The organism is Phreatobacter sp. GW821-FHT04C01 (assembly GCF_059420385.1).
Window position 1 is genome coordinate 54,126 of record NZ_JBWKTP010000005.1, and the last position, 22,474, is coordinate 76,599.

The window sequence follows — 22,474 nt, forward strand, 5'->3', positions numbered from 1 at the left end:
GAGTGGCGAATGGGGCATGATGCGAAACATGCAGCGCCCCGCCGCTCTCCGATGAGGCACTCGTAACCCCGCCGACGAAGCGCTCGTAACCCTCGCCCGCTTGCGGGAGAGGGTGGCGCCGTCAGGCGCCGGGCGAGGGTCTGCGGAGGGCTGGGCCATCAATTCGAGCGGGAATGAACCGATAGCGCCGGCGCAGCCGCCCTCACCCCGCCGCTGCCGCGGCCACCCTCTCCCACGTGGGCGTGGGCGAGGGTTCGCCCGATGCTTCTCGCATCACGCCCTATTCGCTATTCGCCACTCGCTATTCGCCCTTACCACTCGTACCGCAGCCCGGCATTGCCCCGGATCGCGTGGTGGCGCTCGCCGACCTCGCCCTCGATCGAGGTCGACAGCCTCATCCCTCCGGCGAGCCGGAGTTCAGCGCCGACCGAAGCGAGCGCGGTGTTCATCGACGGCCGGGCACCGAAGACGGTGAAGGCGGAATTGGCCAGCGTCTGGAACTGCGCGTCGATCGAGCGGTCGGTGCGCGCCTGATAGGCCCAGGCGAGCCGGCCATAGGTGATGAGATCCGCGGTCTCCGACACCCGGGTCTGGCCGTCCAGCCGGATGCCGAGTTCGCCGCGCAGCGAGGCCGTGCTCTTGCTCGCGAAAGTCAGCCCGAAGGCGCCGCCGGCCGGGCTCGACGTCTCGCTATAGCCCGGCGCCGAATAGCCGATCGCCTCGAGCGCGGCGTAGGGTGTCCAGCCGAAGCCGCGCTGGCCGAAGCGCCAGCCGGCTTCGAGCCGGCCGCCATAGGTCTGCGCGGTGACGCGCGACGAATAGACCTCGGGCCCGGCGATATTGACGTTACGCTTGATGTCGAAGCCGTTCCAGCCATAGGCGGCCGCGGCAGAGACATAGCCATTGCCGAAGCGGGTGGAGCCGTAGAGGCCGATCTGGAACAGGTCGCCTGTGCCGCCGCCCCGGCCGCCCAACCCGTAGGACGTGCCGCCGCCGGCGAGGGCGAAACCGACCAGCGTATCGGCCGACAGGCGCTTGTCGGCGCCGGCGGCCACGCCGTAGAGCCCGCCCGAGGTCGCCGCCGAACCGGTCGCCGCGTCGCCCTGGACCCGACCGGACTGGCCGAAGGCCTTGGTCCACAGGCTCCAGCCCTGCTCGACGCGCGCCGCCGGCGTCGCCCGGCCGGCATTGAGATCGGCCATCTGGATCAGCGACGGCCCGGCGCCCGAGGCCTGGGCCCCGCGCGCGCCGGCCATCGGATCGAGCATCAGGTTGAGGAACAGGCTCGCGGCATTCAGCGCCGCGCCCTGGGTGCCGGTGGCCGCCTCGCCCGACAGCGTATTAAAGCTCGCCACCATGCCGGCCGGCGATTGCAGATAGATCGGCAGGAAAGCCGAGACATTGGCGCCACCGGTCACAGCCCGGTCGAGCGCGCCGGCGACATTGGCCGGATTGGTGCCGCTGCCCGCCGGCAGCAGGGGCCGCAGCATATTGGGATCGAGCGTCAGGATCGCGTCGGTGCCGGTATAGCTCATGGTCGTCCGGATGCCCGGGCTCAAAGTGCCCGACACGGCGACCGTGCTGAACGTGCCGGTGAGGCTCGCCGCCGACACGATGGTGTACTGGGTGCCGAACGAGAAGCCGGAGCCGATGCCGACCAGGCTCAGGCCCCCGGCGAGATTGGCGGTGCCGCCGACATTGACACGGTCGGCGGTGGCGCTGGTCAGCTCGATGACCGTGGTGCTGCCGGCATTGAAGGCGGCATTGCCGGTCACCGTGAAGGTGCCGATGCCGGCATTGCCCGGCGCCAGCGTGCCGTTGAGCGCCAGGCTACCGACGGAACCCGTGCCGCCCATCGACGCGCCGGACTGCACGGTGGCGAGGCCGCCGATCGTGCCGTTGACGACCAGGCCGCCGGCTTCCACCGTCGCCGGCCCGGCGATGCTGCCGGTGGCGCCCAGGGTCATCGTGCCGGTGCCCTGCTTGACGAAGCTGCCGGTGCCGGTGATCTGGCCGTCGAACGTGGTCGAGCTGTTGTCGGCGCCGGCCTTCAGCGTCGCCGTGCCGAGCGTCACCTGGCCGGCGCCCGTGAGCGAGCCGATCACCTGGTTGAAGCCGCCGAGATCCAGCGTCGCGCCGGACGAAACCGTATAGGCGCTGGACGCCGAAAAGGCGTTGGTGACGCCGGCCTGCAGCGTGCCGGCCGTGACCAGGGTCGCTCCGGTATAGGTGCTGTGGCCGGTGAGCGTCAGCGTTCCCGCGCCTGACTTCGTCAGCGCCCCCGCCGGAGGCGGCAGATCGATGATGTCGCCCGCGATGGTCAGGTTGAAACCATTGGTGTCGATGGTGCCGCCGGCCGCGCCGATGACGATGAGATTGTTTGCCAGTGTGCCGCTGAGGCCTGCCTGCAGCGTGCCGCCGTTGATGGTCAGCTGGTTGGTGCCGAGCGCTCTTTCATTGTCGACCCGCACAATGCCGGCGCGGATCTCGCTCTGGCCGCCGAAGGTATTGGTGCCGCTGAGCACGAGCGTACCCGCACCGGTTTTGACCAGGCCGAAGGGATCGTCGACGTCGGCGATAACGCCCGAGACGGTGCCGGTGGCGCCGCCCGCGACATTGATGGTGAGCGGCCCCCACAAAAAGATGGAATTGCCGATGTTCACGCCGTTCTGGATATCCAGCGTGCTGCCGGACGACGCATAGAGCGGCCCGCTGCTCAGTGCATTGCTATTGCCGACGCTCAGGGTCGTGCTGGCATAGAGATAGGTCGTGCCGACATAAGTGTTGCTGCCATTGAGCGTGATCGTGCCACCGCCCTGCAGGGTCAGGTCGCCGGCGCCGGTAATCGTGCCGTCAACGACGAAATTCGAATTGGCGCCGACGGTGACGACCGTGCTCGCGTTCAGCTGCAGCGTCGCCGTGGACGTGAAATGCGGTGCGAAATTATTGCTGTTCGGGTCGAGATTGATGGCGGCCGAGCCGAAATTCGCCTCCAGGATCAAGGTGCCGTTGGCGAATGAATAGCCGCCATTGGTCTGCGCGCCGAGCAGGTTCAGCGTGCCGACGGTGTAGGACGCGCCGCCCAGGCCGATGCTGCCGGAACTGTTGGTATGGCTGATGTTGAAGGTCGCCACCGCATCCACCGCGTTGGGCACGGTGCCGCCGCTCCAGAACGCGGCATTGCTCCAGTCGGATCCGCCGGAACTGGTCCAGGTTTCCGCCCGTGCGGCCGCCGCAGACAGCGCCAGCGCGGAGACCGTGACGAACAGCAGGCCGTGGTGTGGCCGGCCGCCGGACCGTTTGGATGAAAACATGATTGGTCGCCCCCACCGGCAACCGGCGCAATGTCCGTCACGGGAATCCGTGAGCATTGCAACCGAATGCGGAAATCCAGGCGTAGCAAGGCCGCGCGCGCGCCGCAACCGCGAGGCCAGGGGTATTCACGTAGCGTCAGGAAGTGTGGCGCAGGGGCAACGGTCATGGGGCGAGTGGGGAATGGCGAAAGGGGATGCGTTCGCACTCGTTATGCGCAGCCACCGTCCCCCACGAAGTCGTGGGCGAGGGTTCGCGCAAAACTCTTCGCATCATGCCCTATCCGCTATTCACCACTCGCCACTCGCCCCTTCACATTTCCACGCCCATCAGCCCAGCCACCCTTTGGGTCGCCTTCAGCCCGGAACCGGTCAGCACCAGCACCGTGGTCTCGTCGCGCCGGATCGCGCCGGCCGCCAGCAATTGCCTGTAGGCGGCGAAGGTGCCGGCCGAGGTCGGTTCGACATAGAGCCCTGATCGCGCCGACTGCCAGAGCGCGGCCTCGATCGCCGCTTCCGAGACCGCAACGGTGGCCCCGCCCGAGCGGCGCAGCGCCGCGATCACCTCCCTCAGCCGCTCGGGCCTCGCGATCGCCGTGCCCTCGGCAATGGTCGGGCCGGTCTCGACCGGCACGGGCGTGTCGACGCCGGCAACGAAGCTTGCATGAATGGGCGCGCAGCGTTCCGGCTGGACGCCGAACAGCCTGGGCAGCCGGTCGATCCCGCCGGATCGTTTCAGCTCGCCAAAACCGATGTCACAGCCGAGCACATTGCTGCCGGCGCCGAGGGGAATGATCACATTGTCCGGCGCGCGAAAGCCCAGATCCTCCCAGAGCTCGTAGGCGAGCGTCTTGGTGCCCTGCAGGAAGAACGGCTGCCAGTTGTGGCTGGCGTAGAAGATCGTGTCGGACTGGCTGACGGCGGCGTCCGCTGTCGCCTGGCGCGGCCCCTCGATCAGCTCGACCGCGGCGCCATAGGCGCGCATCTGCACGGTCTTGCCGGGTTGGGTCGAGGCCGGCACCAGGATCCTGGCGACCATGCCGCCGGCCGCGGCATAACCGGCGATCGCCGCGCCGCCATTGCCGGAACTGTCCTCCAGCACGGCGAGAATGCCCTGCTGGCGCAGCACGGAGAGCATGACGGAGGCGCCGCGGTCCTTGAAACTGCCCGTCGGCATCACCCATTCGAGCTTGCACAGCACGGTGGCGCCGTCGACCTCGCGCTCGACCAGCGGCGTGCAGCCCTCGCCCAGGCTGATCGGATCGGCCACAGCGAGCGGCAGGCTCTTGGCGTAACGCCAGAGCGAGCGGCGGGAGGTCTCGATGTCGGCGCGGCCGATGCCGGCCAGCGGCGTGATCATCAAGGGCCGGCCGGACGCCGAACGCCAGACCGGCGTGTCGAGCGGCAGATGGGCGCCGGTGTCCATGTCGAGATAGGCCGGTGCGGTGGTGCGATCACCCTGGCTGGTCACGTCGAGAACTCCCTCATGCTGATGTGCCGGTGTTTACGGCGGGAAGGACCAGGAGGCCCATGACGATTTCGCTCAACGTTATGCGATTTTGGAATAGCAAGCGTGTAGGGATGAAGCAGAAGGGAGAGCGAGCTACCTATCCGGCCAGGGCGCCCAAAACCCTCTCCCAAAGGGAGAGGCTGGCAGCGTCAGCTGCCGGGTGAGGGGCGTAGGCGTAGAGAACTCGAGCCGGCGCTCGCGCCGCATGCTGCCCTCGCGGGAGATGGACGACCCCTCACCCGGCGCCTGACGGCGCCACCCTCTCCCTTTGGGAGAGGGTTGATTACGTTGCGCTTTTCGGCTGACGGCGACGCTCGGCACATCATGCCCTATTCGCCACTCGCCTGCCCGGCTATTCGCCCCTCGCCTCCGCCGCCTTCACATGGTTCCACAACGCCTCGGCGCGCGGGGTCATGGCGCGGCCGGAGCGGAACAGCCGGATCTGCATCGGAACCAGCCAGTCGGCGTCGCCGGCCAGGCACAGCCGGCCGCTCGCCAGTTCACCACCGATCATGCTGCGTGGCAGCCAGGCCAGCCCGTGGCCGTGCAGCGCCATGCTCTTCACCGCCTCCGTCAGCGGGCTTTCGAACACGGTGTCGAGCACCGGCGCCGGTTCGCGCTCGGCGATCAGCACGCGCACGGCGCTGCCCATCCAGGAGCCCTGTGCCAGCGACAGATAGGCGGTGGGCCTGGCCGCGCGGCCGGGCAGCGGATGGGCCGGACGGCCGGCGGAATCGGGCGCGGAAACCGGCACGGCATCGTCCGCCGCAAGCAGCACCGAGGCGAAACGCGCAGCCCCCAGCCCCTCCATCGGCCGCAGCGGCACGTGGCACATGACGAGCTCCACCTTGCCGTCATCCAGCGCCTCGAAGCAGCGGTCGGCCCGGTGGCAATCGAGTTTCAGGGGAAAGCGGCCGAGATCGCGCTCAACCCGCTGCAGCCAGCCGGGAAAGAATGAAAAGGCGACCGCATGGGTGGCGGCGAAGGCCAGCGCGGCCTGGATCCGGCCGGCGGCCTGGCGGGCGCGGTTGCGCGAGGTCACCAGCCGCTCGGTCACGTCCTGGACGCCCGGCTCGAAGGCGCGGCCGGCATCGGTCAGCCGGATCGGCAGCGCCGAGCGATCGAACAGCTCGGCATCGACCCATTGCTCCAGCGCGCGGATGCGTTTGCTCAGGGTCGACTGCGTGGTGTTCCGGTGCAGCGCCGCCTTGGAGAAGCTGCCCGAACGCGCCAGCGCCAGGAAGTCCAGCAGCCAAGCATGGTCCATACGGCGCCCCTATTCCATTCGCGAATAATGTGCCGCGCATTCGTCATGCCGTCGAGCCCCGTGCCAAGGCTAGGTTCGCGACCGCAATCCGGCCAACCGGAAGCCGGGGCGAACCGCGGCCCGGACATGCCGATCACGAGGGGAACCATGGCTCACGCATCGCAAGCACCCGTCCGCCGAAAACTCCTGCCCTTGCCCATCCAGATGGGGCTTGGCCTGATCGCCGGGCTCGCCGTCGGGCTGATCTGGCCGAAGCTCGGCGCGGCGCTGCAGCCGGCCGGCACCGCCTTCATCGAGGCGATCAAGATGGTCGTCATCCCGCTGGTCTTCTCGGCGGTGACGCTGGGCGTCGCCCGCATGGGCAGCGAGCTCCACCGCTTCGGCCGGGTCGCGGCGATCGCGCTCGCCTGGTTCTTTTTCGCGACCCTCGTCAGCATCGTCATCGGCCTGGCGCTGAACGGCCTGTTCCATCCCGGCGCCGGCGCGAGCCTTGCCGGCACCGGCCGGCTGCCGGCCAATCTGGCGGCCTCGGTCGACTGGACCAAATATTTCCTCGACCTGATCCCGTCCAACGTGCTGGCCGCCATGGCCGGCCAGAAGGTGCTGCCGACCATCGTCTTCGCCGTGCTGTTCGGCATGGCGCTGGCCGCCATCGGGCCGCGTGCCCGGCCGATCACGGAGGCGCTCGACGCCCTGCTCGACGCCATGTTCAGGCTGACCCAGTGGATCGTCGGCTTCGCGCCGATCGCGGTCTTCGCCATCATGGCCTGGCTGTTCGCCACCCAGGGCCTCGCCACCATCGCCGCGCTCGCGAAGCTGATCGGCGTCATGTATCTCGGCATCGCGCTCGCCATCCTGCTGTCCTGGCTGGCGCTCTGGCTGATCGGCGAAAACCCGCTCGGCGTCACCGCCAAGGTGATGGAACCCCTGATCCTCGGCTTCACCACCCGCTCCTCGGAGGTGACGCTGCCGGTGCACATGGAAAAGCTGAAGGCCATGGGCGCGCCCGACAAGGTGGTCTCGGTGGTGCTGCCGCTCGGCTACAGCTTCAATCTCGACGGTTCCAGCCTCTATATCGCGCTGGCCGTAACCTTCCTCGCCGAGGCCTATGGGCTGCACCTCGACTGGGCCGGGCTCGCCACCATCCTGCTCACCACGCTGATCGCCTCCAAGGGCATCGCCAACGTGCCGTCGGGCGGCCTCGTCGCGCTCGCCACCGTCACATCGGCCATCGGCCTGCCGGTGGAGGCGATCGCCATCATCGCCGGCGTCGACGCCTTCATGGACATGGGCCGCACTATGGTGAACGTCTACGGCAATACGGTCGCGGTGCTGCTGGTCAAGCGGCTCGGCGGGGCGGCGCTCCAGGAGACAGAGGAGGTCGAAACCGGGCGCGCGGCGATGCCGCATCCCGCCCCCGCAAACTCCTGATTGCATTCGGCCGGCATCGGGTATCATGGCAAGGGCTTGAGTCCGCTTCCCGTTTCTCCGTCGCGCTGCCCCGATGATCCACTGGTCGACCGACCGCTTCGCCGAAACAGAGCGCTTCGATGCCTGGCGCGAACTGCGCGCCCGGCATATTTTCGGCGTCACCGCCGAGCTCGCGCCGGCGGAGCGCGCCGGCTTCCGGGCCGAGCTGCAGGCGATCCCGCTCGGCGGCGCCATGCTGGTGGACATGCAGGCCTCCGCCTACCGGGTCGAGCGCGGGCCGGCCGATATCGCGCGCGCGCCGGTCGACAGCCTGTGCGTCTACCAGCAGCTCGGCGGCCGCGGCTGGTTCGGCATCGACGGCCAGGACGACTTCGTGATCGGCACAGGCGCGCTCGCCACCAGCTATTCCGACCTGCCCTACCGGACCATTCCGGCCGATGGCGGCTTCCATCTCAGGATCGTCAAGATCCCCTTCGCGCTGTGCCGGCCGCTGCTGCGGCAGGACGGGCGCGGGCTGCTCGCCGCCCGGCCGGTCGACGGCGAGCCCGGCTCGGCCATGCTGTTCTCGGCCTATTTCACCGCCTTCGTGGCGCAGGCGCCCTACCTGACCGGCGCCGCCGCGGAGGCCGCGGTGAAGGTGCTCGCCCAGCTCGCGCTCGCCGCGCGCGGCTTGGCGCCGGCGGCCGAAGAGCAGAACCGTACCGCGTTGCGCGAGGGGCGCCTGACGGTGGCGCGCGAGATCATCCTGCGCAACCTGCGCCATCCGGCGCTCGACGCCGGCAAGGTGGCCGGCCTGATGGGCATTTCGACACGCCAGCTGCACATGATCTTCGAGCCCTCGGGCGTCAGCGTCGCCCGCATGATCAGGACCGCCAGGCTGGCCGAGGCGTTCCGCCTGATCACCACCGAGCCCGGGCGGCCCCTGACCGAAATCGCCTTCGCCTGCGGCTTCGACAGCCTGCCGACCTTCTACCGCTCGTTCCGCGCCGCCTATGACGCGACGCCGGGCGAGCTGCGGGCGGCCAGGGCCGGGGAGAGGTGAAACGGCGAATAGCGAATAGCGAATAGCGAATAGCGAATAGCGAATAGCGAATAGCGAATAGGGCATGATGCGAAAGGCGCAGTGAAATCAACCCTCTCCCAAAGGGAGAGGGTGGCGCCGTCAGGCGCCGGGTGAGGGGCGTAGGCGCCGAGAACGGATGCCGGCGCTCGCGCCGCCTGCCGATCTATCCGGATATGGACGTCCCCTCACCCGGGTCCTCCGGACCCCCCTCTCCCTCTGGGAGAGGGTCGATTGAATGCCCGCCCGCCACCGCGCATTGACTTGTCGCGCTTGCGCCCCAGAGTATTCCTCCAAGAACCTGCTCAATTCATTCCAAGAGCAGGCGCCAATCATAAAAACGAATACGGAGGAATCTCGCATGCCGATCCCTCATATTCTTTTGGGGCTTTTCCTCGCCGCGACCGCCTTGCTCTGGCCGACACGGCCACAGGCGCAGGCCTATCCGAACCAGACCATCAAGATCATCGTGCCGGCAACGCCGGGTGGTGCGATCGACGTCATCGCGCGGCGGGTCGCCGACAAGCTGCAGGTCTCCATGGGCCAGGCCGTGGTGGTGGAAAACCGGCCGGGCGCCTCCAACAATCTCGGCACCGATGTGGTCGCCAAGAGCTCGGCCGACGGCTATACGCTGGTGATCGTTGCCTCCAGCCACGCCACCAACAAGCACCTGTTCCGACAGCTGCCCTATGATCCCATCGCCGATTTCGAGCCGGTCGTGTTCACCCATGTGGTGCCGCTGGTGCTGGCGGTGCATCCATCGGTGCCGGCGATCACGGTTCCCGAACTGATCGCCTGGATCAAGGCCAATCCGGCCACCGCCACCTATGCCTCGTCGGGCAAGGGCAGCTCGCTGCACATGGCAGCCGAGCTGTTCATGGCGATGACCGGGACCCGCATGCTGCACGTGCCCTATCGCGGCAGTACGGCGGCCCATGCCGACCTGCTGGTCGGCCGCACCCAGGTCATCTTCGATACGATCACCGCCATCCTGCCGCATGTCCAGTCGGGCGGCGTCCGGGCGCTGGCGGTGACCACCACCAGCCGCTCGCCCTCGCTGCCGGCCATTCCGACGCTCGCCGAGACCGGCCTTGCCGGCTACGACGCCAATACCTGGGGCGGCATCCTGGCGCCGGCAGGCACGCCGCGCGACATCGTGCTGAGGCTGAACCGCGAGATCAACGCCGCGCTCGAAGCGCCCGACGTGCGGGCGGCCCTGACGACCCTCGGTATCGAGATCCAGGGCGGGCCGCCCGAGCGCTTCGCCACCTATATCCGCCAGGAGGTGGAGAAATGGGGCCAGGTGGTGAGTGCCGCGGGCATCACACCGGACTGAGGCGAGCGTCAGCTCCGGACGGTGGCCATGCCTGTCGGCGTCAATGCGGGCCGACCGGCGCGGAAGCACTCATCAGCAGGCGCAGCAATTCGCTCTGCTTGGCGGTGCCGGTCTTCTCGAAGACGTGCTGGAGATGGGTCTTGGCGGTGGTTTCGCCAATGCCCAGCGCCGCGGCGACCTCCTTGAGACCAAGGCCCGGCGCCAAAGCCAGCAGCACCTTGAGTTCGGCGCCGGTCAGGCCGTAGAGCCGCGCCAGCGCCGCGCATGGCAGGAGCCGCGGCGCGCCCGGCTGCTGCACGAAGACCACGGCGGCGGCCTCCGTCGGCGCATGCCGGCCCGGCCCTTCGCCCCGCCCCAGCGGCAGCACGGTCGCCACCAGCCCACCGCCCTGCCCGTCCGGCAAGCCGATGGTCCGCACGGGCGGGGCCTCAGCCTCGATGCCGGCAATGGCGGCGGCCAGTGCGCCGGCCGCCACCGCATCGGCCGGCGCCACGCGATGCTCGGCCACGCGCAGGGCTGTCCCGGACTGGATCAAGGCCTCGGCCGCCCGGTTCATGTGGGCAATGCGGCCATCGGCGCCGACCAGGAAGACGCCGAGCGCCAGGGCATCGAGTGTCGCTTCCAGCGAATGCGAGGCGAGCACCTGGCGCTCCAGCACGCCGGTGATCGCGAAGGCCTTGACGATATGTGGCGCCAGCAGCCTGGCCATGCCGGGATCGCCCCGATCCGAAGCCGATCCGGCACGATCGGGCGGGGCGGCCGCGGCACCGATGCCCGCTATCAGGCGCAGCGTCTCGGGCCACTTGCCGGGCGTCAGCGCGCAGTCGTAGATGGCGGCGACCACCTCCGAGAACTGCTCCGTCCTGGCCGCTGCGGCGTCCGGCATCGCTGTTCTCCCGTCGCCTTGCCAAGGCCACCGAAGCAGCCCTCGCCTTGCGCCCCGGCAACGGCAAATCGCCGGGCCCTCCTCCCAACGTATGACGCGCAAACCTTCGGGGTGGCGCAGCATAGGAGCCGGCCTTTGCCACGGGCAAGGCCTGGAAACGATGGAGCACCCAATGAGAACCATGGAGTCGCTGCACCTCGACCGTGCCCATGCGTTGCCGATCGCCGAGGCGATCCTGGGCGCCGCGTTCCTCGGCCTGCTCGGCTACGTCGCCTTCGTCGCCGGCCCCGCCTACCGGGCCTCGACCGACCAGGCTCATCTCGCCGAAATGGCTCGCGAGAATATCGCGCATTGCACCAGGCTCGGCAGCCCCCCGCCGGGCGAAGCCTTCACGCTGTGCAGTCAGACCCTGGAACAGGTGCGCAACGGCCAGGCGCAGCGCACCCAGGCGATCATGAGCGGATTCTGAGGCTGGCATGGCGCGAGGCCGTGCGCGCAACCCTCGCCTACGACTTCGTGGGAGAGGGTGGCCGCGTCCGCCCGCGCCGCGCATTCCCGCCGTCATTGGTGGGACGGCCCTTCTCAGACCCTCACCTGGCGCCCGACGGCGCCCCCTCTGCCTCAAAACGGGCGAGGGCTTGCGCGCACGGCGCGATCGCCACTTGCCATTCGCCCCTCCCCACCCCTGAAATTTTCTTCTCCACCGCCTTCCGACCCCGCTTGACTCGCACTTACAAGCAGGTCAGTCTGAATGTATCAGCCAGTGACGGCGGCGCGCCGGCCATGGCAAATCCCGACATTTCGAAGCGAACTCGCGGCCCGCTCGCGAGGCAGGATGGGCCATCTCATGAGGGCATCCGACGACCCCTTGCGCCTCGCCGGAGCCGCCGCCGGCAGCGGTTTGGCCGCCGCCACGGGTGCGCTGCCCTCGGCCTCGCCGCCGTTGATGGCAGCGGCTGGGCGCATCGCCTTCCGGCTCGCCGTGATCGCAGCCTATCTGTTGATCTTCGCACCGGTCGTGCTGGTGGTCGTCACCTCGTTCTTCGCCGACGAGATCGTCTCCTTCCCGCCGAGCGGCCTGACCTTCCAGTGGTACATCAACGCCTGGTCGAAGCGTGAATTCGCTCGCGGCTTCGAGACCAGCCTGAAGGTGGCGCTGGCGGCAACCGTCATCGGCGTGCCGCTCGGCACCGCCGCGGCGCTCGCGCTGGTGCGCTCCAACCTGCGTGGCAAGGCCGCCATCAACAGCCTGCTGCTCGGGCCTTTGGCCATGCCCGGCGTGGTGGCCGGCGCGGCCCTCTACATGTTCTATCTCAAGCTCGAAAACGCGCTCGACCACGACGTCAACGCGACAATCGTCGGCCTGGTCGCCGCCCATGTGCTGCTGACCATTCCCTGGACGGTCCGGCTCGCCACGGCGAGCCTGCAGGGGCTCGACCGGGCGCCGGAGGAAGCCGCCGCCAATCTCGGCGCCGGCCCGCTCACCGTGTTCACCCGCATCACCTTGCCGATGCTGCGCCCGGGCATCGTCGCCGCCGCCATCTTCTCGTTCATCGCCAGTTTCGAGAATCTCGAGATCACCTTGCTGCTGGTCGGCCCGGGCCTGACCACCCTGCCGGTGGCCATGCTCAACTACCTGGAGTTCCGCATGGATCCGACGCTCGCGGCGGTCGCCACCGTGCAGATCGTACTGATCGGCGCGCTGATGCTGATCACCGACCGGTTCGTGAAGCTCTCCAGGGTTCTCTAGGTCCGAAGGACGAATAAGTGGGCAATCTCAGGCTCGAACAACTGTCCAAGCGCTATAACGAGGCCCTGGCGGTCGCCGGCGTCGACCTCGATGTCGCCGAGGGCGAACTGGTGGCGCTGCTCGGGCCGTCCGGCTGCGGCAAGACCACCACGCTGCGCATGGTCGCAGGCTTCATCAAGCCGACGCAGGGCAAGGTGATCATCGGCGGCGAAGACGTCACCGCCCGGCCGCCGCATGCCCGTGACACCGGCATGGTGTTCCAGTCCTATGCGCTGTTCCCGCATATGACGGTGGCGGAAAACGTCTCGTTCGGCCTGGAAATGCGCAAGGTCGGCAAGGCCGAACGCGACACCCGCATCGCCGAGGCGCTGCGCATGGTGCGGCTCGACCACCTGGCCGCGCGGTTACCGCGCGAGCTCTCCGGCGGCCAGCAGCAGCGCGTGGCGCTGGCGCGCGCGCTGGTCATCAATCCCGCCGTCTTCCTGCTCGACGAGCCCCTGTCCAATCTCGACGCCAAGCTGCGCGGCGAGGTGCGGCTCGAAATTCGCAACCTGCAGCAGCGGCTCGGGCTGACCACGCTGATCGTCACCCACGACCAGGAGGAGGCGCTGACCATGGCCGACCGGCTGGTGGTGATGGATCGCGGCCGGGTCCGCCAGATCGGCACCGCGGAAGACCTCTACGAGCGCCCGGCGGATGCCTTCGTCGCCGGCTTCGTCGGCCGCTGCAACCTGATCGAAGGCGCGATCGAGGCCGACGGCCGGTTCCGCGCCGGCTCCGGCGTGGTCATTCCCTGCGCCACCGACACGGCGAAGACCGCCAGCGGAACCATCGCGTTGCGGCCCGAGCGCATCCTGCTGAAGGCCGGAACGCAGTCGGGCTCCGAGCCCGGTGTGGCCGCGCGCCTTTCGGCGGTGACCTATCTCGGCGCCCAGACCGAATATCACCTCGACCTCGGCGGCCTCAGCCTGCTCGCCGTGCAGGCGACGCCGGCCGGCGACGATCCCTTGAAGGCCCTGCGCCCGGGCGAACCGGTGACGGTGAGCTGGGACCAGGCCGCCGCCCGCATATTGCCCCCGACCGACCTGATCCACCAAGGAGCCTGACGATGAGCCTCACCCGTCGCGATGCATTGCTGGGCGCCGGAGCGCTGGCCGCCTATACCGCCGGCCTGCCGGGCCTTGCCCGGGCGCAAGCCAATCAGGCGATCGTCGGCACCTGGGGCGGCGACTATGGCGAGCTGCTGCGCCAGATGATCGACACGCCGCTGATGAAGCCGCAGGGCGTCGAGATCCTGCAGGACCTGGCCAATGCCGACCCGCGCAAGACCAAGCTGATCGCCGAGCGGCAGAGCCGGCGCGGCGCCATGGACGTCGCCTGCCTGTCCGACAGCGACATGTACCTGATCGCCCAGCAGGGCGTGTTCGACGAGGTGCCGCTCGACAAGGTCAAGGGCGCGGGCGCGATCATCCCGGCGCTGCGCAAGAGCTACGCCATCCCGCACATCTATTCCTACCGGGTCATCCTCTACAATCCGAGCAAGGTGCCGGTTCCGCCGAAGTCCTATGCCGACCTGTTCGACCCGAAATGGCGCGGCCGCGTCGGCCTGTCGGACATCCTCTATCTCGCCAATACCGAATCCGCCGCGCTCGCCGGCGGCGGCAGCGTGTCCAATTACGAGCCCGCCCAGAAGAAGCTGATGGAATGGCGCTCGCTGGACGTGAAGCTCTATCCGTCCAACGAGGCCCTGGCCGCGGCGCTGAAGGCCGAGGAGGTCTGGCTCACCGTCATGTGGATGGCGCGCGGCTTCATGTGGCAGAAGGCCGGCATTCCCCTGAAGCACGTGGTGCCGGCGGAAGGCGCCACCACCATCGTGTTCGAGGCCGGCGTGCCCAAGAACGCCCGCAACAAGGACAATGCCTGGCGCTATCTCGACGCCATGCTGGACCCGAAGGCGCAGGCCGGCTTCGCCGACCGCATGGGCTACGTGCCCACCGTCACCACCGCCACCTTGCCGCCGGAACTCGCCCAGCAGCTGGCGCTTTCGGATGCCGAGCGCGCCCGGCTGCTGACGCCCGACTTCGCCTATGTGACGCGCAGCCAGAGCCAGATCCTGGAGTTCTGGAACAAGCAGTTCAAGGGCTGAAAGCGAATGGCTGATGGCGAATAGCGAATGGGGCAGTCCCCCATTCGAGGCGCGAGATGCAAGCACGGCCAATGACGAAAGACGACCGATCCATGTGCCGAACACACACCACTCGCCATTCGCTATCAGCTATTCGCCACGCGCCGGTGACCTGATGGCTCTTCTCGTCCTGCCCGCGGGTCTCTTGGTCCTGGCGCTGCTCGCCGCGCCCATGGCCATCCTGTTCCGCATCTCGCTCAACCGCTTCAGCCCGACCGAGCTGATGGTGGAGGCGCTGACGCTGGACAATTACACCCAGGCGTTCCGCGATCCCTATTACCAGAACGTGCTGAGCTCGACGCTTCTGATGGCGCTGGCCTGCACGCTGATCGCGCTCGCGGTCGGCTTTCCCGCGGCCTATTCGCTCGCCCGCATGCAGAGCCGGTGGAAGAGCATCGTCACCATTCTGACGCTGTTCCCGCTGTTCGTCGGCAATGTCATCCGCTCGGCCGGCTGGCTGGCGCTGCTCGGCACGGACGGGGCGATCAATGCGACGCTGAAGGGCACCGGCATCATCTCCTCCTCGTTCCAGATGATGTACACGACCGGCGCCGTGGTGGTCGGCATCGTCGCGGTGGTGCTGCCCTATATGATCCTGACGCTGGCGGCCGTCATCGAGGGCATCCCGCGCCAGACCGAGGAGGCGGCGGCCAATCTCGGCGCGCGGCCGATCACCGTGTTCCGCCGCGTGGTGCTGCCGCTCGCCATGCCGGGCGTGGCCGCCGGTTCCGTGCTTGTCTTCATCCTCTGCATGAACGCCTATGCGACACCGGTTCTGCTCGGCGGGCCGCAGTTCAAGATGATGGCGCCGGCGGTCTACGACCAGTTCGTCAAGAGCAATAACTGGCCGTTCGGCGCGGCGCTCGCCTTTCTGCTGCTGTTCGTGACGCTGACGCTGACCGCGATCGGCAGCACCGTGCTCGCCCGACGCTACAGGCGGTGAGAGATGGCGACGGGGCTCATGAAGGGCTCTGCCCCTATCAACCCTCTCCCAGAGAGAGGGTGGCGCCGCATAGTGAGATGCGAACGCATCTCACGTCCGTTCGATGCTTTTGCGCCGGGTGAGGGGCGTGCCCCGTCAGGCCGGCGGCCGCGCCATTCGCGTGTTATCGGCGCTGCCTTCTCGGGCAGCGGACGTCCCCTCACCCGGGTCCTCCGGACCCACCCTCTCCCTCTGGGAGAGGGTTCCGCGCAGCTTCTAGGTCTCTCCCCTCTTTCCCTCCTCGTTCCATCTGGACCACCACATTCCAAGGACCCAGCCCATGGCCTTTCTCGGCAACGCCGTCCGCGATTACCGCTATAGCCTGATGCGCGACATGATGGACCGCGAGGGCTATGACGCGCTCGCCTTCACCCAGGGCGACTTCTTCCAGTTCGTCACCAATTTCGCCACCGACGTGCAGCCCTGGGAGCGGCCGATCGTCTGCGTCGTGCCGCGCAATGGCGAGCCCTTCGCCATCCTGAACGAGCTGTCGACCAACCATTGGCGCTTCTCGCGCGAGGCAGGGCACCTGTGGGTGACCGACGCGCAGTTTTACGCCGAGCATCCGCGCGTCGGCCAGCGCCTGCCGCTCGCCAGCCAGTGGGCCGAGATCATCGCGGCCAAGCTGAAGGACGCGGGACTTGGCCGCGCGCGCATCGGAGTGGATGCCGGCGGCGGCGCCTTCGGCAAGGTCTCAGGGCTCCTGCCGCATCTGAAGATCGAGGCGGCGACCGCCGAATGCCGCCGGCTGCGCTGGGTCAAGCACCCTGAAGAGATCCAGCTGATGCGTGAGATCGCCGGGCTCACCGACTGGGTGCAGGACCGCTACCGCGAGAACATCCGCCCCGGCCGCCTGGTTCAGGAGCTCGACATGAGCATGGCGGCGCTGATGGCCGAGGAATCGGCCCGGCGCTTTCCCGGCGAGGCCCTGGAAATCCTGCGCTGCTGGACGCTGTCCGGGCCGGCGAGCTGCGCCCCCCACGGCGACGGCCGTTCGTCCGGCGCGCGCATCGAAACGGGCCACGGCCTGGTCAATATCGTCATTCCCCGGATGAACGGCCTGGTGGTGGAAAACGAGCGCACCTGGTTCTGCGGCAAGCCGTCGCCGCGCCAGGTCAAGCTCTACGAAGCCTCGCGCGCGGCCAACGAGGCGGCCTGCGAGGCCGCCGTCACCGGCCGGCCGGTCTGCGCCATCGATGCCGCCGCGCAGGCCGTGCTCGAGCGCGAGGGCGTCGCCGAGCTGATCCTGCACCGCACCGGCCACGGCATGGGTACGCTCGGTCATGAATTCCCCGAGGACATGGCCTTCAACACCCGCCCCTTGATCGCCAACGAGGTCTATTCGGCCGAACCCGGCCTCTACGAATGGGGCCTCGGTGGCTTCCGCCACGACGACACGGTGGTGGTCGGCGCGGCGCCGGAAGTCCTCACCAAGGCGCCGAAGGACATCGCGCGCCAGACGATCAACTGAGGAGGAGCACTGAAGGGGCACCGGGATGCTGCGGGCATCAACCCTCTCCCAGAGGGAGAGGGTTGATCGCACACAGCGGTTCACGCGACACAAGAACGAGGAAACGACCATGAACCAATCCATCATCAACCGCCGGACGCTCGCGCTGGGCGCGACGCTGGCCGGTGTCGGTGCGACATCTGCTCTGGCCCAGAACCAGCCCCCCGCCGCACCCGCCCGTGCCCCCGCCCTGCCCCATCTCATCGATGTCGCCACCGCCTCGCGGGCCGAGGGCCAGCCCAATGCCAGCCTTGCCGCGCTCGACAAGGCGCTGGCCGCCGCCATCGGCCACAAGCTGTTCACCGTGCTGGTGATCAACTGGGCGAAAAACGAGAACCAGCGCTTCTACACCAACCAGCCCGGCCCCTATCCGACCGGCGGCGCCAAGCCGCTGGTCAAGGAAGGCGAATTCTACCGCGAAGTGATCATGGCCGGCCGGCCGCGCATCTGCCGCGACTACGACGACGTCAAGCGTGCCTTCTTCGACCATGAGCTGATCCGCTCGCTTGGCTGCGAGAGCGCGGTGAACTATCCGGTGCGCTGGAATGGCCGGACCATCGGCTCGCTGAACCTCCTGCACCAGGCCGGATGGTATCGCGAGGACGACATGCCGGCGCTGTCCGCCTTTGCCCAGATGACGGTTCCCGCCTTGATGGAGATCGTCAGCCGGGCGTGACGCGGACCGAATCGAGACCGAGATGACCGAGCAGAAGCCGCCGAGACGCCTGAGGCGCACCCAGGCCGAACGAACCGCCGCCATGCGGCTGAGGCTCGCCGACGCGGTGCTGGAGACGCTCTGCGCGGTCGGCTACGATCGGCTGTCGACCGGGCTGGTGGCGGCGCAGGCGCGGGTGTCGCGCGGCGCCCTGTCGCATCATTTCCCGAGTAAGGCCGACATGCTGGTCGGTGGCTTCGAGCATCTCCTGAAACAATGGGAGGCCGGCCGCCTCGCCTTCGTCGGCCAATATGCGACGCCGATTCCGCTCGCCGACTACCTGCGCCACCTCTGGTACGACGTGTTCTCCCGGCCGACTTATGTCGCCGCCATCGAACTGATGATGGCCGCGCGCAGCGACGCCTTGCTGCAGGACCGGCTGCGCATCGTGCTGGCGGCGTGGGTGAAGAAGCGCGACGCGCTGTGGGCCCATGTCATCGGCTACGACGACCTGGGTTCGCTCGGCGCCGCCATTGGCCGGGAGAACTTCCTGCACCTCAATCTCAGCGTGCTGCGCGGCATGGCGATCCATGCCAGCTTCAACCTCGACGACACGGTCAATGACCGGTTGCTGGAAGCCTGGATCACGCTGGCCGCCACGAGCCTCGGAGCGACGGGCGACGGGAAGCCTCAGGTCACGCCTCTTCCCCTCGGCGAGAAACTGAAGGCGGCGTCCAGGTCACCCGCCACGCCGCTTCCCGTTGCAGATGGCGCCGCCGCCAGGCGCCGGATGAGAGGCGCGAGGACACAAAGCTAGCGCGTATGACCCACACCCCGACCCGCATCCTGCTCGTCACCGGCCCGGCCGGCATCGGCAAGTCCACGCTCGCATGGGAGCTCGGCAGCCGGCTCGCCGAGATGCGGATTCCGCATGCGGTGATCGAGACCGACGAACTCGACCGGGTCTTCCCGAAACCCTCGCCCGAGGAGCTGGAGAGGCTCTCGCCCGGGACGACCGATATCAGCGCGATCAATCTCGCCGCGCTCTGGTCGACCTACCGGGCGCTCGGGCATTCCCGCCTCATCATGTCGGGAGTGATGATGCATCTCGAATTCGACCGCCGCTGGATAGCGGCCGCCATACCCGACGCCGAGATCACCGTGCTGCGGCTGAAGGCTGACGATGCCACCCTGATCGCACGGCTCGACAAACGCGAGGTCGGGGCCGGCAAGGATGAGCAGATCCAGCGCACGCTCGGGCAAGCCGCGCGCATGGGCGCGAAGCCTGTCGACGGCGCCCTTGTGGTCGCGACCGACGGCCAGAGCCCCCAGGAGCTCGCCACGACGGTGCTGAACGCCGTGGGCTGGCTGACGGACGCGCCCTGACGAACGGCAGGCGCCGCGGCGTCCGTCATCTCCACGCCCGCCGTCGCGCCGTGCATGCCCGGACTGCGACGACGCCGGACCGCTGCCGCAGACACCGAGATGTGATGGCGCGACAGCGCGACGGCGGCCGGCCGAGCCGGATATTCATCGACAGTTCAGGTGGTTAATGAAACACTTAACCCATGGTGAGGCTTCTCATGATGGGAGTATCGTCATGACCTCCAAATCTCAGATCAAAACGATAATGGCGGCGGCCTTTGCGGCTGCGCTCGCGACCGCTGGTGCCTTGGCCTCGTCCACCCCTGCGGAGGCCCGCATGGGTGGCGGCGGGTTCCACGGCGGTGGCGGTGGTTTCCACGGCGGCATGGGTGGCGGATTCCGCGGCGGTTTCGCCGGACCCCGTTTCGCCCACTCGGGCTTCGCAGGTCCTGGCTTCGGGCGCCCCGGCTTCATCCGTCCCGGCTTCGTTCGTCCGGCATTCGCCGGCGGCCGGTTCCACCATCACCGGTTCTTCTTCGGCCCGGCCTTTGCCTTCGGCGCCCCATTCTATTTTGGCGCCCCGTATTATTACAGCAACTACTATGCCGATGACGGTTGTTATTATGTCCTGAGGCGCCACGTCGACCGCTGGGGCTATGTCGTCGCCCACCGCGCGCTGGTCTGCTACTGAGCCATCGGATCCGGCATCGGCCGGCTAGCCGGCCTTGAACGACACCACCCGGAGGTGCGGAGCCCAGGCCACCCTGGCGCCCTCGGCGTTCTGGTCGACCAGATATCTGAACTGGTCGATCGGCCCCGGGCGACCGAGAAAATAGCCCTGCGCCTCGTTACAGTCCTCGCGGCACAGGAACTTGAGTTCGCCTGATGTCTCCACGCCTTCGGCCAGCACAGGCAGATCCAGTCCCTTAGCCAGGCCCACGATGGCGCGCACGATGGTCGCCGATTGCGCGTTGGAATCGACTGCGCGGACGAAGGACTGGTCGATCTTGATCTTGTCGAAAGGAAAGGCCCGCAGGTTGGACAGGGAGGAATATCCCGTGCCGAAATCGTCCATGGCGAGTTTCACGCCGAGGGCCTTGATCTGCTGCAAGGTGGCAAGGGCCCGGTCGAAATCCTTGACCAGGGCTGTTTCGGTCACCTCCAGCTCAAGCCGCTGCGGCGCCAGCCCGGTCGAGGCGAGGATTTCCTTGATCAGTTGCGGTAGATTGCCGTTGTAGAGCTGCACCCGGGAGATGTTCACCGCGATGGCCAGTGGCTGGCGCCACGAGGCGGCCTCCGCGCAGGCGGCGCGCAGCACCCATTCGCCCAGTTGCAGGATGACGCCGCATTCCTCGGCGACCGGGATGAAGGTGGCCGGCGAGATGTCGCCGCGCGTGCCGTGGCGCCAGCGCAGCAGCACCTCGAAGCCCAGAACCTCCTCGGAATCGAGCCGGCTCTGTGGCTGGAAGGCAAGGCTCAGTTCGCCGCGCGGGATGGCCTGGCGAAGGTCGTGCTCGATCTGGCGCCGCTCCCGCAAGTGGCTGCCCATGGCTGCCTCGAAGAAGCGGAACACCCCACGCCCCTCGGCCTTCGCCTCATAAAGCGCGGCGTCGGCATAACTCAACAATGTGCTGCGGTCCTCGGCATCGCCGGGACAGATCGCGATGCCCATGCTGGTCCCGATGGTGACGCCGGCCGGCAGGCTGGCATCGGGCTCCCCGAGCGCGCAGAGGATTTTCTCGGCGATCCCGCCGGCTTCGGTGGGCGCGGCGAGATTGGGGGCGATGACGGCGAATTCGTCGCCGCCGAGCCGCGCCACCATCTGGTCGGCGCCGAGCACGCCCCTGACCCGGTCCGCAACGAATTGCAGCACGGCATCGCCGGCGAGGTGGCCGAACAGGTCGTTGATCTCCTTGAACCGGTCGAGATCGAGGAAGATGACGGCGAAACAGCGCCCCGACAGGCGGTGGGCGGCAAGTTCCAGCTCCAGCTTGCGGTTGAAGCTGGTGCGGTTCGGCAGCGCCGTCAACGCATCGTGATGCGCCAGGAAATGGATCTGCTGCTCGGCCTTCTTGCGGTCGCGCAGGTCGCGCACCGCGATCACCTGGTGGGGCCGGCCGGCATAGGTGACGATGTGCCGGATCAGTTCGACGGGAACAGTCTCGCCGCTGGTCGCCAGCATGGCGGCCTCCAGCGGGCGGCCCGCCATCGCGGCAAGGCGCCCGGCGATGCCGGGTTCCGGGAAGAAGGCTGCGAAGGGCCGGCCGATCGCGGTGTCGGCGTCCTCCCCGGCCAGTTCGCGAAAACTCCGGTTGGCCGCGACGATCGTTTCGTCATCACAGACGATCAGTCCCTCGACGGCCGCATCGGCCAGTTCGCGCATCCGGTTCGCCATTGCGAGTTCGCGGCGATTGCGCAGGTCGAAGGCAAGGCCGCCCAGGGCCAGCAGGATGATGGTCGCCGAGACGAGCGCGACACCGATCGACAGCCATTCCGCCGGCAATGCCAAGGGGGACACCAGGATCGTCGGGTCCGGGATGATCATGGCGGCACCCATGGCCGTGAAATGATGGCTGCAGATCGCCAGCGTCAGGACCGCGGCGCCGAGGATCTTGCGCCGGCGCGTATTGGCGTAAAGCCCGATCTCGAGGGCGGCCGCGCCGAGCAAGGCGCCGAGCGCGATCGACGCCGCCACCAGCGCCGGATCCCATTCGATGCGGCCGGCGACCTCGAAAGCCGCCATGCCCGTATAATGCATCGCGGCTATGCCGCCACCGACCACCGCCCCGCCGATCGCCCGGCCGTGGCCGATCCGCGATATGCCGATGGCCAGGCCCACGCCGGTGAGCACGATGGCCGCGACCAGCGACAGGAGCGTCAGCGCGATGTTGTAACCGCTCGGCAAGCCAGGCTGAAACGCCAGCATGGCAATGAAATGGGTCGCCCAAATGCCGAAACCGCTGGCGACCGCCGCCACCGGCAGCCAGAACCGGTGGTGCGACACCTGGTCTTCGCCCGCGCGGACGTGGTGGACCAGATTGACCGCCGTGTAGGAGGCCAAGGCACAGACCGCGGCTGCCAGTACCACCAGCCGCAGATCGTGTTGCGTGACAAAGCAGCCATAGACCTGCAACATCGCGAACCTCGCGTTCACGGCCCATGAGGACCGTTCACACGCAAGCGTTGCAAATAACCCTGAACAAAACTTGAATATTACTCTGAAAGT

Annotated in this window: 18 protein-coding genes; 13 read left to right on the top strand and 5 right to left on the bottom strand. The window is 68.1% G+C overall.

Annotated elements, in window-relative coordinates; genetic code table 11:
• Positions 1-311: 311 nt before the first annotated feature.
• The 3 genes from AC07WJ_RS19625 to AC07WJ_RS19635 all read right to left on the bottom strand — a co-directional run bounded on the left by AC07WJ_RS19625 (position 312) and on the right by AC07WJ_RS19635 (position 6,088).
• Entirely contained in the window at positions 312-3,314 is a 3,003-nt protein-coding gene (locus AC07WJ_RS19625) for an autotransporter outer membrane beta-barrel domain-containing protein (RefSeq protein WP_494936322.1), read from the bottom strand.
• 310 nt (positions 3,315-3,624) lie between these two features.
• Complete coding sequence (locus tag AC07WJ_RS19630; RefSeq protein ID WP_494936818.1) at positions 3,625-4,737, bottom strand: pyridoxal-phosphate dependent enzyme; 1,113 nt, start codon at positions 4,735-4,737, stop codon at positions 3,625-3,627.
• Positions 4,738-5,173: 436 nt separating this feature from the next.
• Positions 5,174-6,088 (bottom strand): LysR substrate-binding domain-containing protein, encoded by a 915-nt coding sequence (locus tag AC07WJ_RS19635; protein WP_494936323.1) that lies wholly within the window; start codon positions 6,086-6,088, stop codon positions 5,174-5,176.
• A 147-nt stretch (positions 6,089-6,235) separates the two neighbouring features.
• Between AC07WJ_RS19635 and AC07WJ_RS19640 the strand changes: the two genes are divergently transcribed.
• The 3 genes from AC07WJ_RS19640 to AC07WJ_RS19650 all read left to right on the top strand — a co-directional run bounded on the left by AC07WJ_RS19640 (position 6,236) and on the right by AC07WJ_RS19650 (position 9,915).
• Positions 6,236-7,519, top strand: a complete 1,284-nt coding sequence (locus tag AC07WJ_RS19640; RefSeq protein WP_494936324.1) for a dicarboxylate/amino acid:cation symporter — start codon at positions 6,236-6,238, stop codon at positions 7,517-7,519.
• Between the two features lie 73 nt (positions 7,520-7,592).
• On the top strand, positions 7,593-8,561 hold the full coding sequence (locus AC07WJ_RS19645) for an AraC family transcriptional regulator (RefSeq protein WP_494936325.1): 969 nt from the start codon (positions 7,593-7,595) through the stop codon (positions 8,559-8,561).
• Positions 8,562-8,940: 379 nt separating this feature from the next.
• Positions 8,941-9,915 (top strand): tripartite tricarboxylate transporter substrate binding protein, encoded by a 975-nt coding sequence (locus AC07WJ_RS19650; RefSeq protein WP_494936326.1) that lies wholly within the window; start codon positions 8,941-8,943, stop codon positions 9,913-9,915.
• Positions 9,916-9,955: 40 nt separating this feature from the next.
• Here the strand turns inward: AC07WJ_RS19650 and AC07WJ_RS19655 are convergent, their stop codons facing one another.
• On the bottom strand, positions 9,956-10,801 hold the full coding sequence (locus AC07WJ_RS19655; RefSeq protein WP_494936327.1) for a helix-turn-helix transcriptional regulator: 846 nt from the start codon (positions 10,799-10,801) through the stop codon (positions 9,956-9,958).
• Between the two features lie 172 nt (positions 10,802-10,973).
• Here AC07WJ_RS19655 and AC07WJ_RS19660 point away from each other — a divergent pair, with 172 nt between their 5' ends.
• The 10 genes from AC07WJ_RS19660 to AC07WJ_RS19705 all read left to right on the top strand — a co-directional run bounded on the left by AC07WJ_RS19660 (position 10,974) and on the right by AC07WJ_RS19705 (position 19,939).
• Complete coding sequence (locus tag AC07WJ_RS19660) at positions 10,974-11,270, top strand: hypothetical protein (protein ID WP_494936328.1); 297 nt, start codon at positions 10,974-10,976, stop codon at positions 11,268-11,270.
• 477 nt (positions 11,271-11,747) lie between these two features.
• On the top strand, positions 11,748-12,551 hold the full coding sequence (locus AC07WJ_RS19665) for an ABC transporter permease (protein ID WP_494936819.1): 804 nt from the start codon (positions 11,748-11,750) through the stop codon (positions 12,549-12,551).
• 17 nt (positions 12,552-12,568) lie between these two features.
• A complete protein-coding gene (locus tag AC07WJ_RS19670; RefSeq protein ID WP_494936329.1) occupies positions 12,569-13,657 on the top strand; it encodes an ABC transporter ATP-binding protein in 1,089 nt (362 codons plus the stop codon).
• Between the two features lie 2 nt (positions 13,658-13,659).
• The gene (locus AC07WJ_RS19675) at positions 13,660-14,697 is read left to right on the top strand and encodes an extracellular solute-binding protein (RefSeq protein WP_494936330.1); all 1,038 of its coding nucleotides are present in this window, start codon (positions 13,660-13,662) and stop codon (positions 14,695-14,697) included.
• A 154-nt stretch (positions 14,698-14,851) separates the two neighbouring features.
• Positions 14,852-15,679, top strand: coding sequence for an ABC transporter permease (locus AC07WJ_RS19680; protein WP_494936331.1), 828 nt, complete (start codon positions 14,852-14,854; stop codon positions 15,677-15,679).
• A gap of 319 nt (positions 15,680-15,998) precedes the next feature.
• The gene (locus AC07WJ_RS19685) at positions 15,999-17,189 is read left to right on the top strand and encodes a M24 family metallopeptidase (RefSeq protein WP_494936332.1); all 1,191 of its coding nucleotides are present in this window, start codon (positions 15,999-16,001) and stop codon (positions 17,187-17,189) included.
• A 109-nt stretch (positions 17,190-17,298) separates the two neighbouring features.
• Positions 17,299-17,904, top strand: a complete 606-nt coding sequence (locus tag AC07WJ_RS19690) for a GAF domain-containing protein (protein ID WP_494936333.1) — start codon at positions 17,299-17,301, stop codon at positions 17,902-17,904.
• A gap of 22 nt (positions 17,905-17,926) precedes the next feature.
• A complete protein-coding gene (locus AC07WJ_RS19695) occupies positions 17,927-18,700 on the top strand; it encodes a TetR/AcrR family transcriptional regulator (RefSeq protein ID WP_494936334.1) in 774 nt (257 codons plus the stop codon).
• Positions 18,701-18,705: 5 nt separating this feature from the next.
• Positions 18,706-19,269 carry an AAA family ATPase gene (locus AC07WJ_RS19700; RefSeq protein WP_494936335.1) on the top strand — a complete coding sequence of 188 codons (564 nt, stop codon included), beginning with the start codon at positions 18,706-18,708 and terminating at the stop codon, positions 19,267-19,269.
• A gap of 166 nt (positions 19,270-19,435) precedes the next feature.
• Complete coding sequence (locus tag AC07WJ_RS19705; RefSeq protein ID WP_494936336.1) at positions 19,436-19,939, top strand: hypothetical protein; 504 nt, start codon at positions 19,436-19,438, stop codon at positions 19,937-19,939.
• Positions 19,940-19,963: 24 nt separating this feature from the next.
• On the opposite strand, the gene AC07WJ_RS19710 is transcribed toward AC07WJ_RS19705, so the two are convergent.
• Positions 19,964-22,384 carry a bifunctional diguanylate cyclase/phosphodiesterase gene (locus AC07WJ_RS19710; protein WP_494936337.1) on the bottom strand — a complete coding sequence of 807 codons (2,421 nt, stop codon included), beginning with the start codon at positions 22,382-22,384 and terminating at the stop codon, positions 19,964-19,966.
• Positions 22,385-22,474 lie beyond the last annotated feature (90 nt).

What these genes read in the sequence shown, in the direction of transcription:
- AC07WJ_RS19630 (WP_494936818.1), bottom strand. Translation starts at nt 4,737, where the DNA reads ATGGACACCGGCGCCCATCTGCCGCTCGACACGCCGGTCTGGCGTTCG.
- AC07WJ_RS19700 (WP_494936335.1), top strand. Translation starts at nt 18,706, where the DNA reads ATGACCCACACCCCGACCCGCATCCTGCTCGTCACCGGCCCGGCCGGC.
- AC07WJ_RS19650 (WP_494936326.1), top strand. Translation starts at nt 8,941, where the DNA reads ATGCCGATCCCTCATATTCTTTTGGGGCTTTTCCTCGCCGCGACCGCC.
- AC07WJ_RS19655 (WP_494936327.1), bottom strand. Translation starts at nt 10,801, where the DNA reads ATGCCGGACGCCGCAGCGGCCAGGACGGAGCAGTTCTCGGAGGTGGTC.
- AC07WJ_RS19695 (WP_494936334.1), top strand. Translation starts at nt 17,927, where the DNA reads ATGACCGAGCAGAAGCCGCCGAGACGCCTGAGGCGCACCCAGGCCGAA.
- AC07WJ_RS19635 (WP_494936323.1), bottom strand. Translation starts at nt 6,088, where the DNA reads ATGGACCATGCTTGGCTGCTGGACTTCCTGGCGCTGGCGCGTTCGGGC.
- AC07WJ_RS19645 (WP_494936325.1), top strand. Translation starts at nt 7,593, where the DNA reads ATGATCCACTGGTCGACCGACCGCTTCGCCGAAACAGAGCGCTTCGAT.
- AC07WJ_RS19625 (WP_494936322.1), bottom strand. Translation starts at nt 3,314, where the DNA reads ATGTTTTCATCCAAACGGTCCGGCGGCCGGCCACACCACGGCCTGCTG.
- AC07WJ_RS19680 (WP_494936331.1), top strand. Translation starts at nt 14,852, where the DNA reads ATGGCTCTTCTCGTCCTGCCCGCGGGTCTCTTGGTCCTGGCGCTGCTC.
- AC07WJ_RS19685 (WP_494936332.1), top strand. Translation starts at nt 15,999, where the DNA reads ATGGCCTTTCTCGGCAACGCCGTCCGCGATTACCGCTATAGCCTGATG.
- AC07WJ_RS19675 (WP_494936330.1), top strand. Translation starts at nt 13,660, where the DNA reads ATGAGCCTCACCCGTCGCGATGCATTGCTGGGCGCCGGAGCGCTGGCC.
- AC07WJ_RS19690 (WP_494936333.1), top strand. Translation starts at nt 17,299, where the DNA reads ATGAACCAATCCATCATCAACCGCCGGACGCTCGCGCTGGGCGCGACG.
- AC07WJ_RS19660 (WP_494936328.1), top strand. Translation starts at nt 10,974, where the DNA reads ATGAGAACCATGGAGTCGCTGCACCTCGACCGTGCCCATGCGTTGCCG.
- AC07WJ_RS19665 (WP_494936819.1), top strand. Translation starts at nt 11,748, where the DNA reads ATGGCAGCGGCTGGGCGCATCGCCTTCCGGCTCGCCGTGATCGCAGCC.
- AC07WJ_RS19640 (WP_494936324.1), top strand. Translation starts at nt 6,236, where the DNA reads ATGGCTCACGCATCGCAAGCACCCGTCCGCCGAAAACTCCTGCCCTTG.
- AC07WJ_RS19705 (WP_494936336.1), top strand. Translation starts at nt 19,436, where the DNA reads ATGAAACACTTAACCCATGGTGAGGCTTCTCATGATGGGAGTATCGTC.
- AC07WJ_RS19710 (WP_494936337.1), bottom strand. Translation starts at nt 22,384, where the DNA reads ATGTTGCAGGTCTATGGCTGCTTTGTCACGCAACACGATCTGCGGCTG.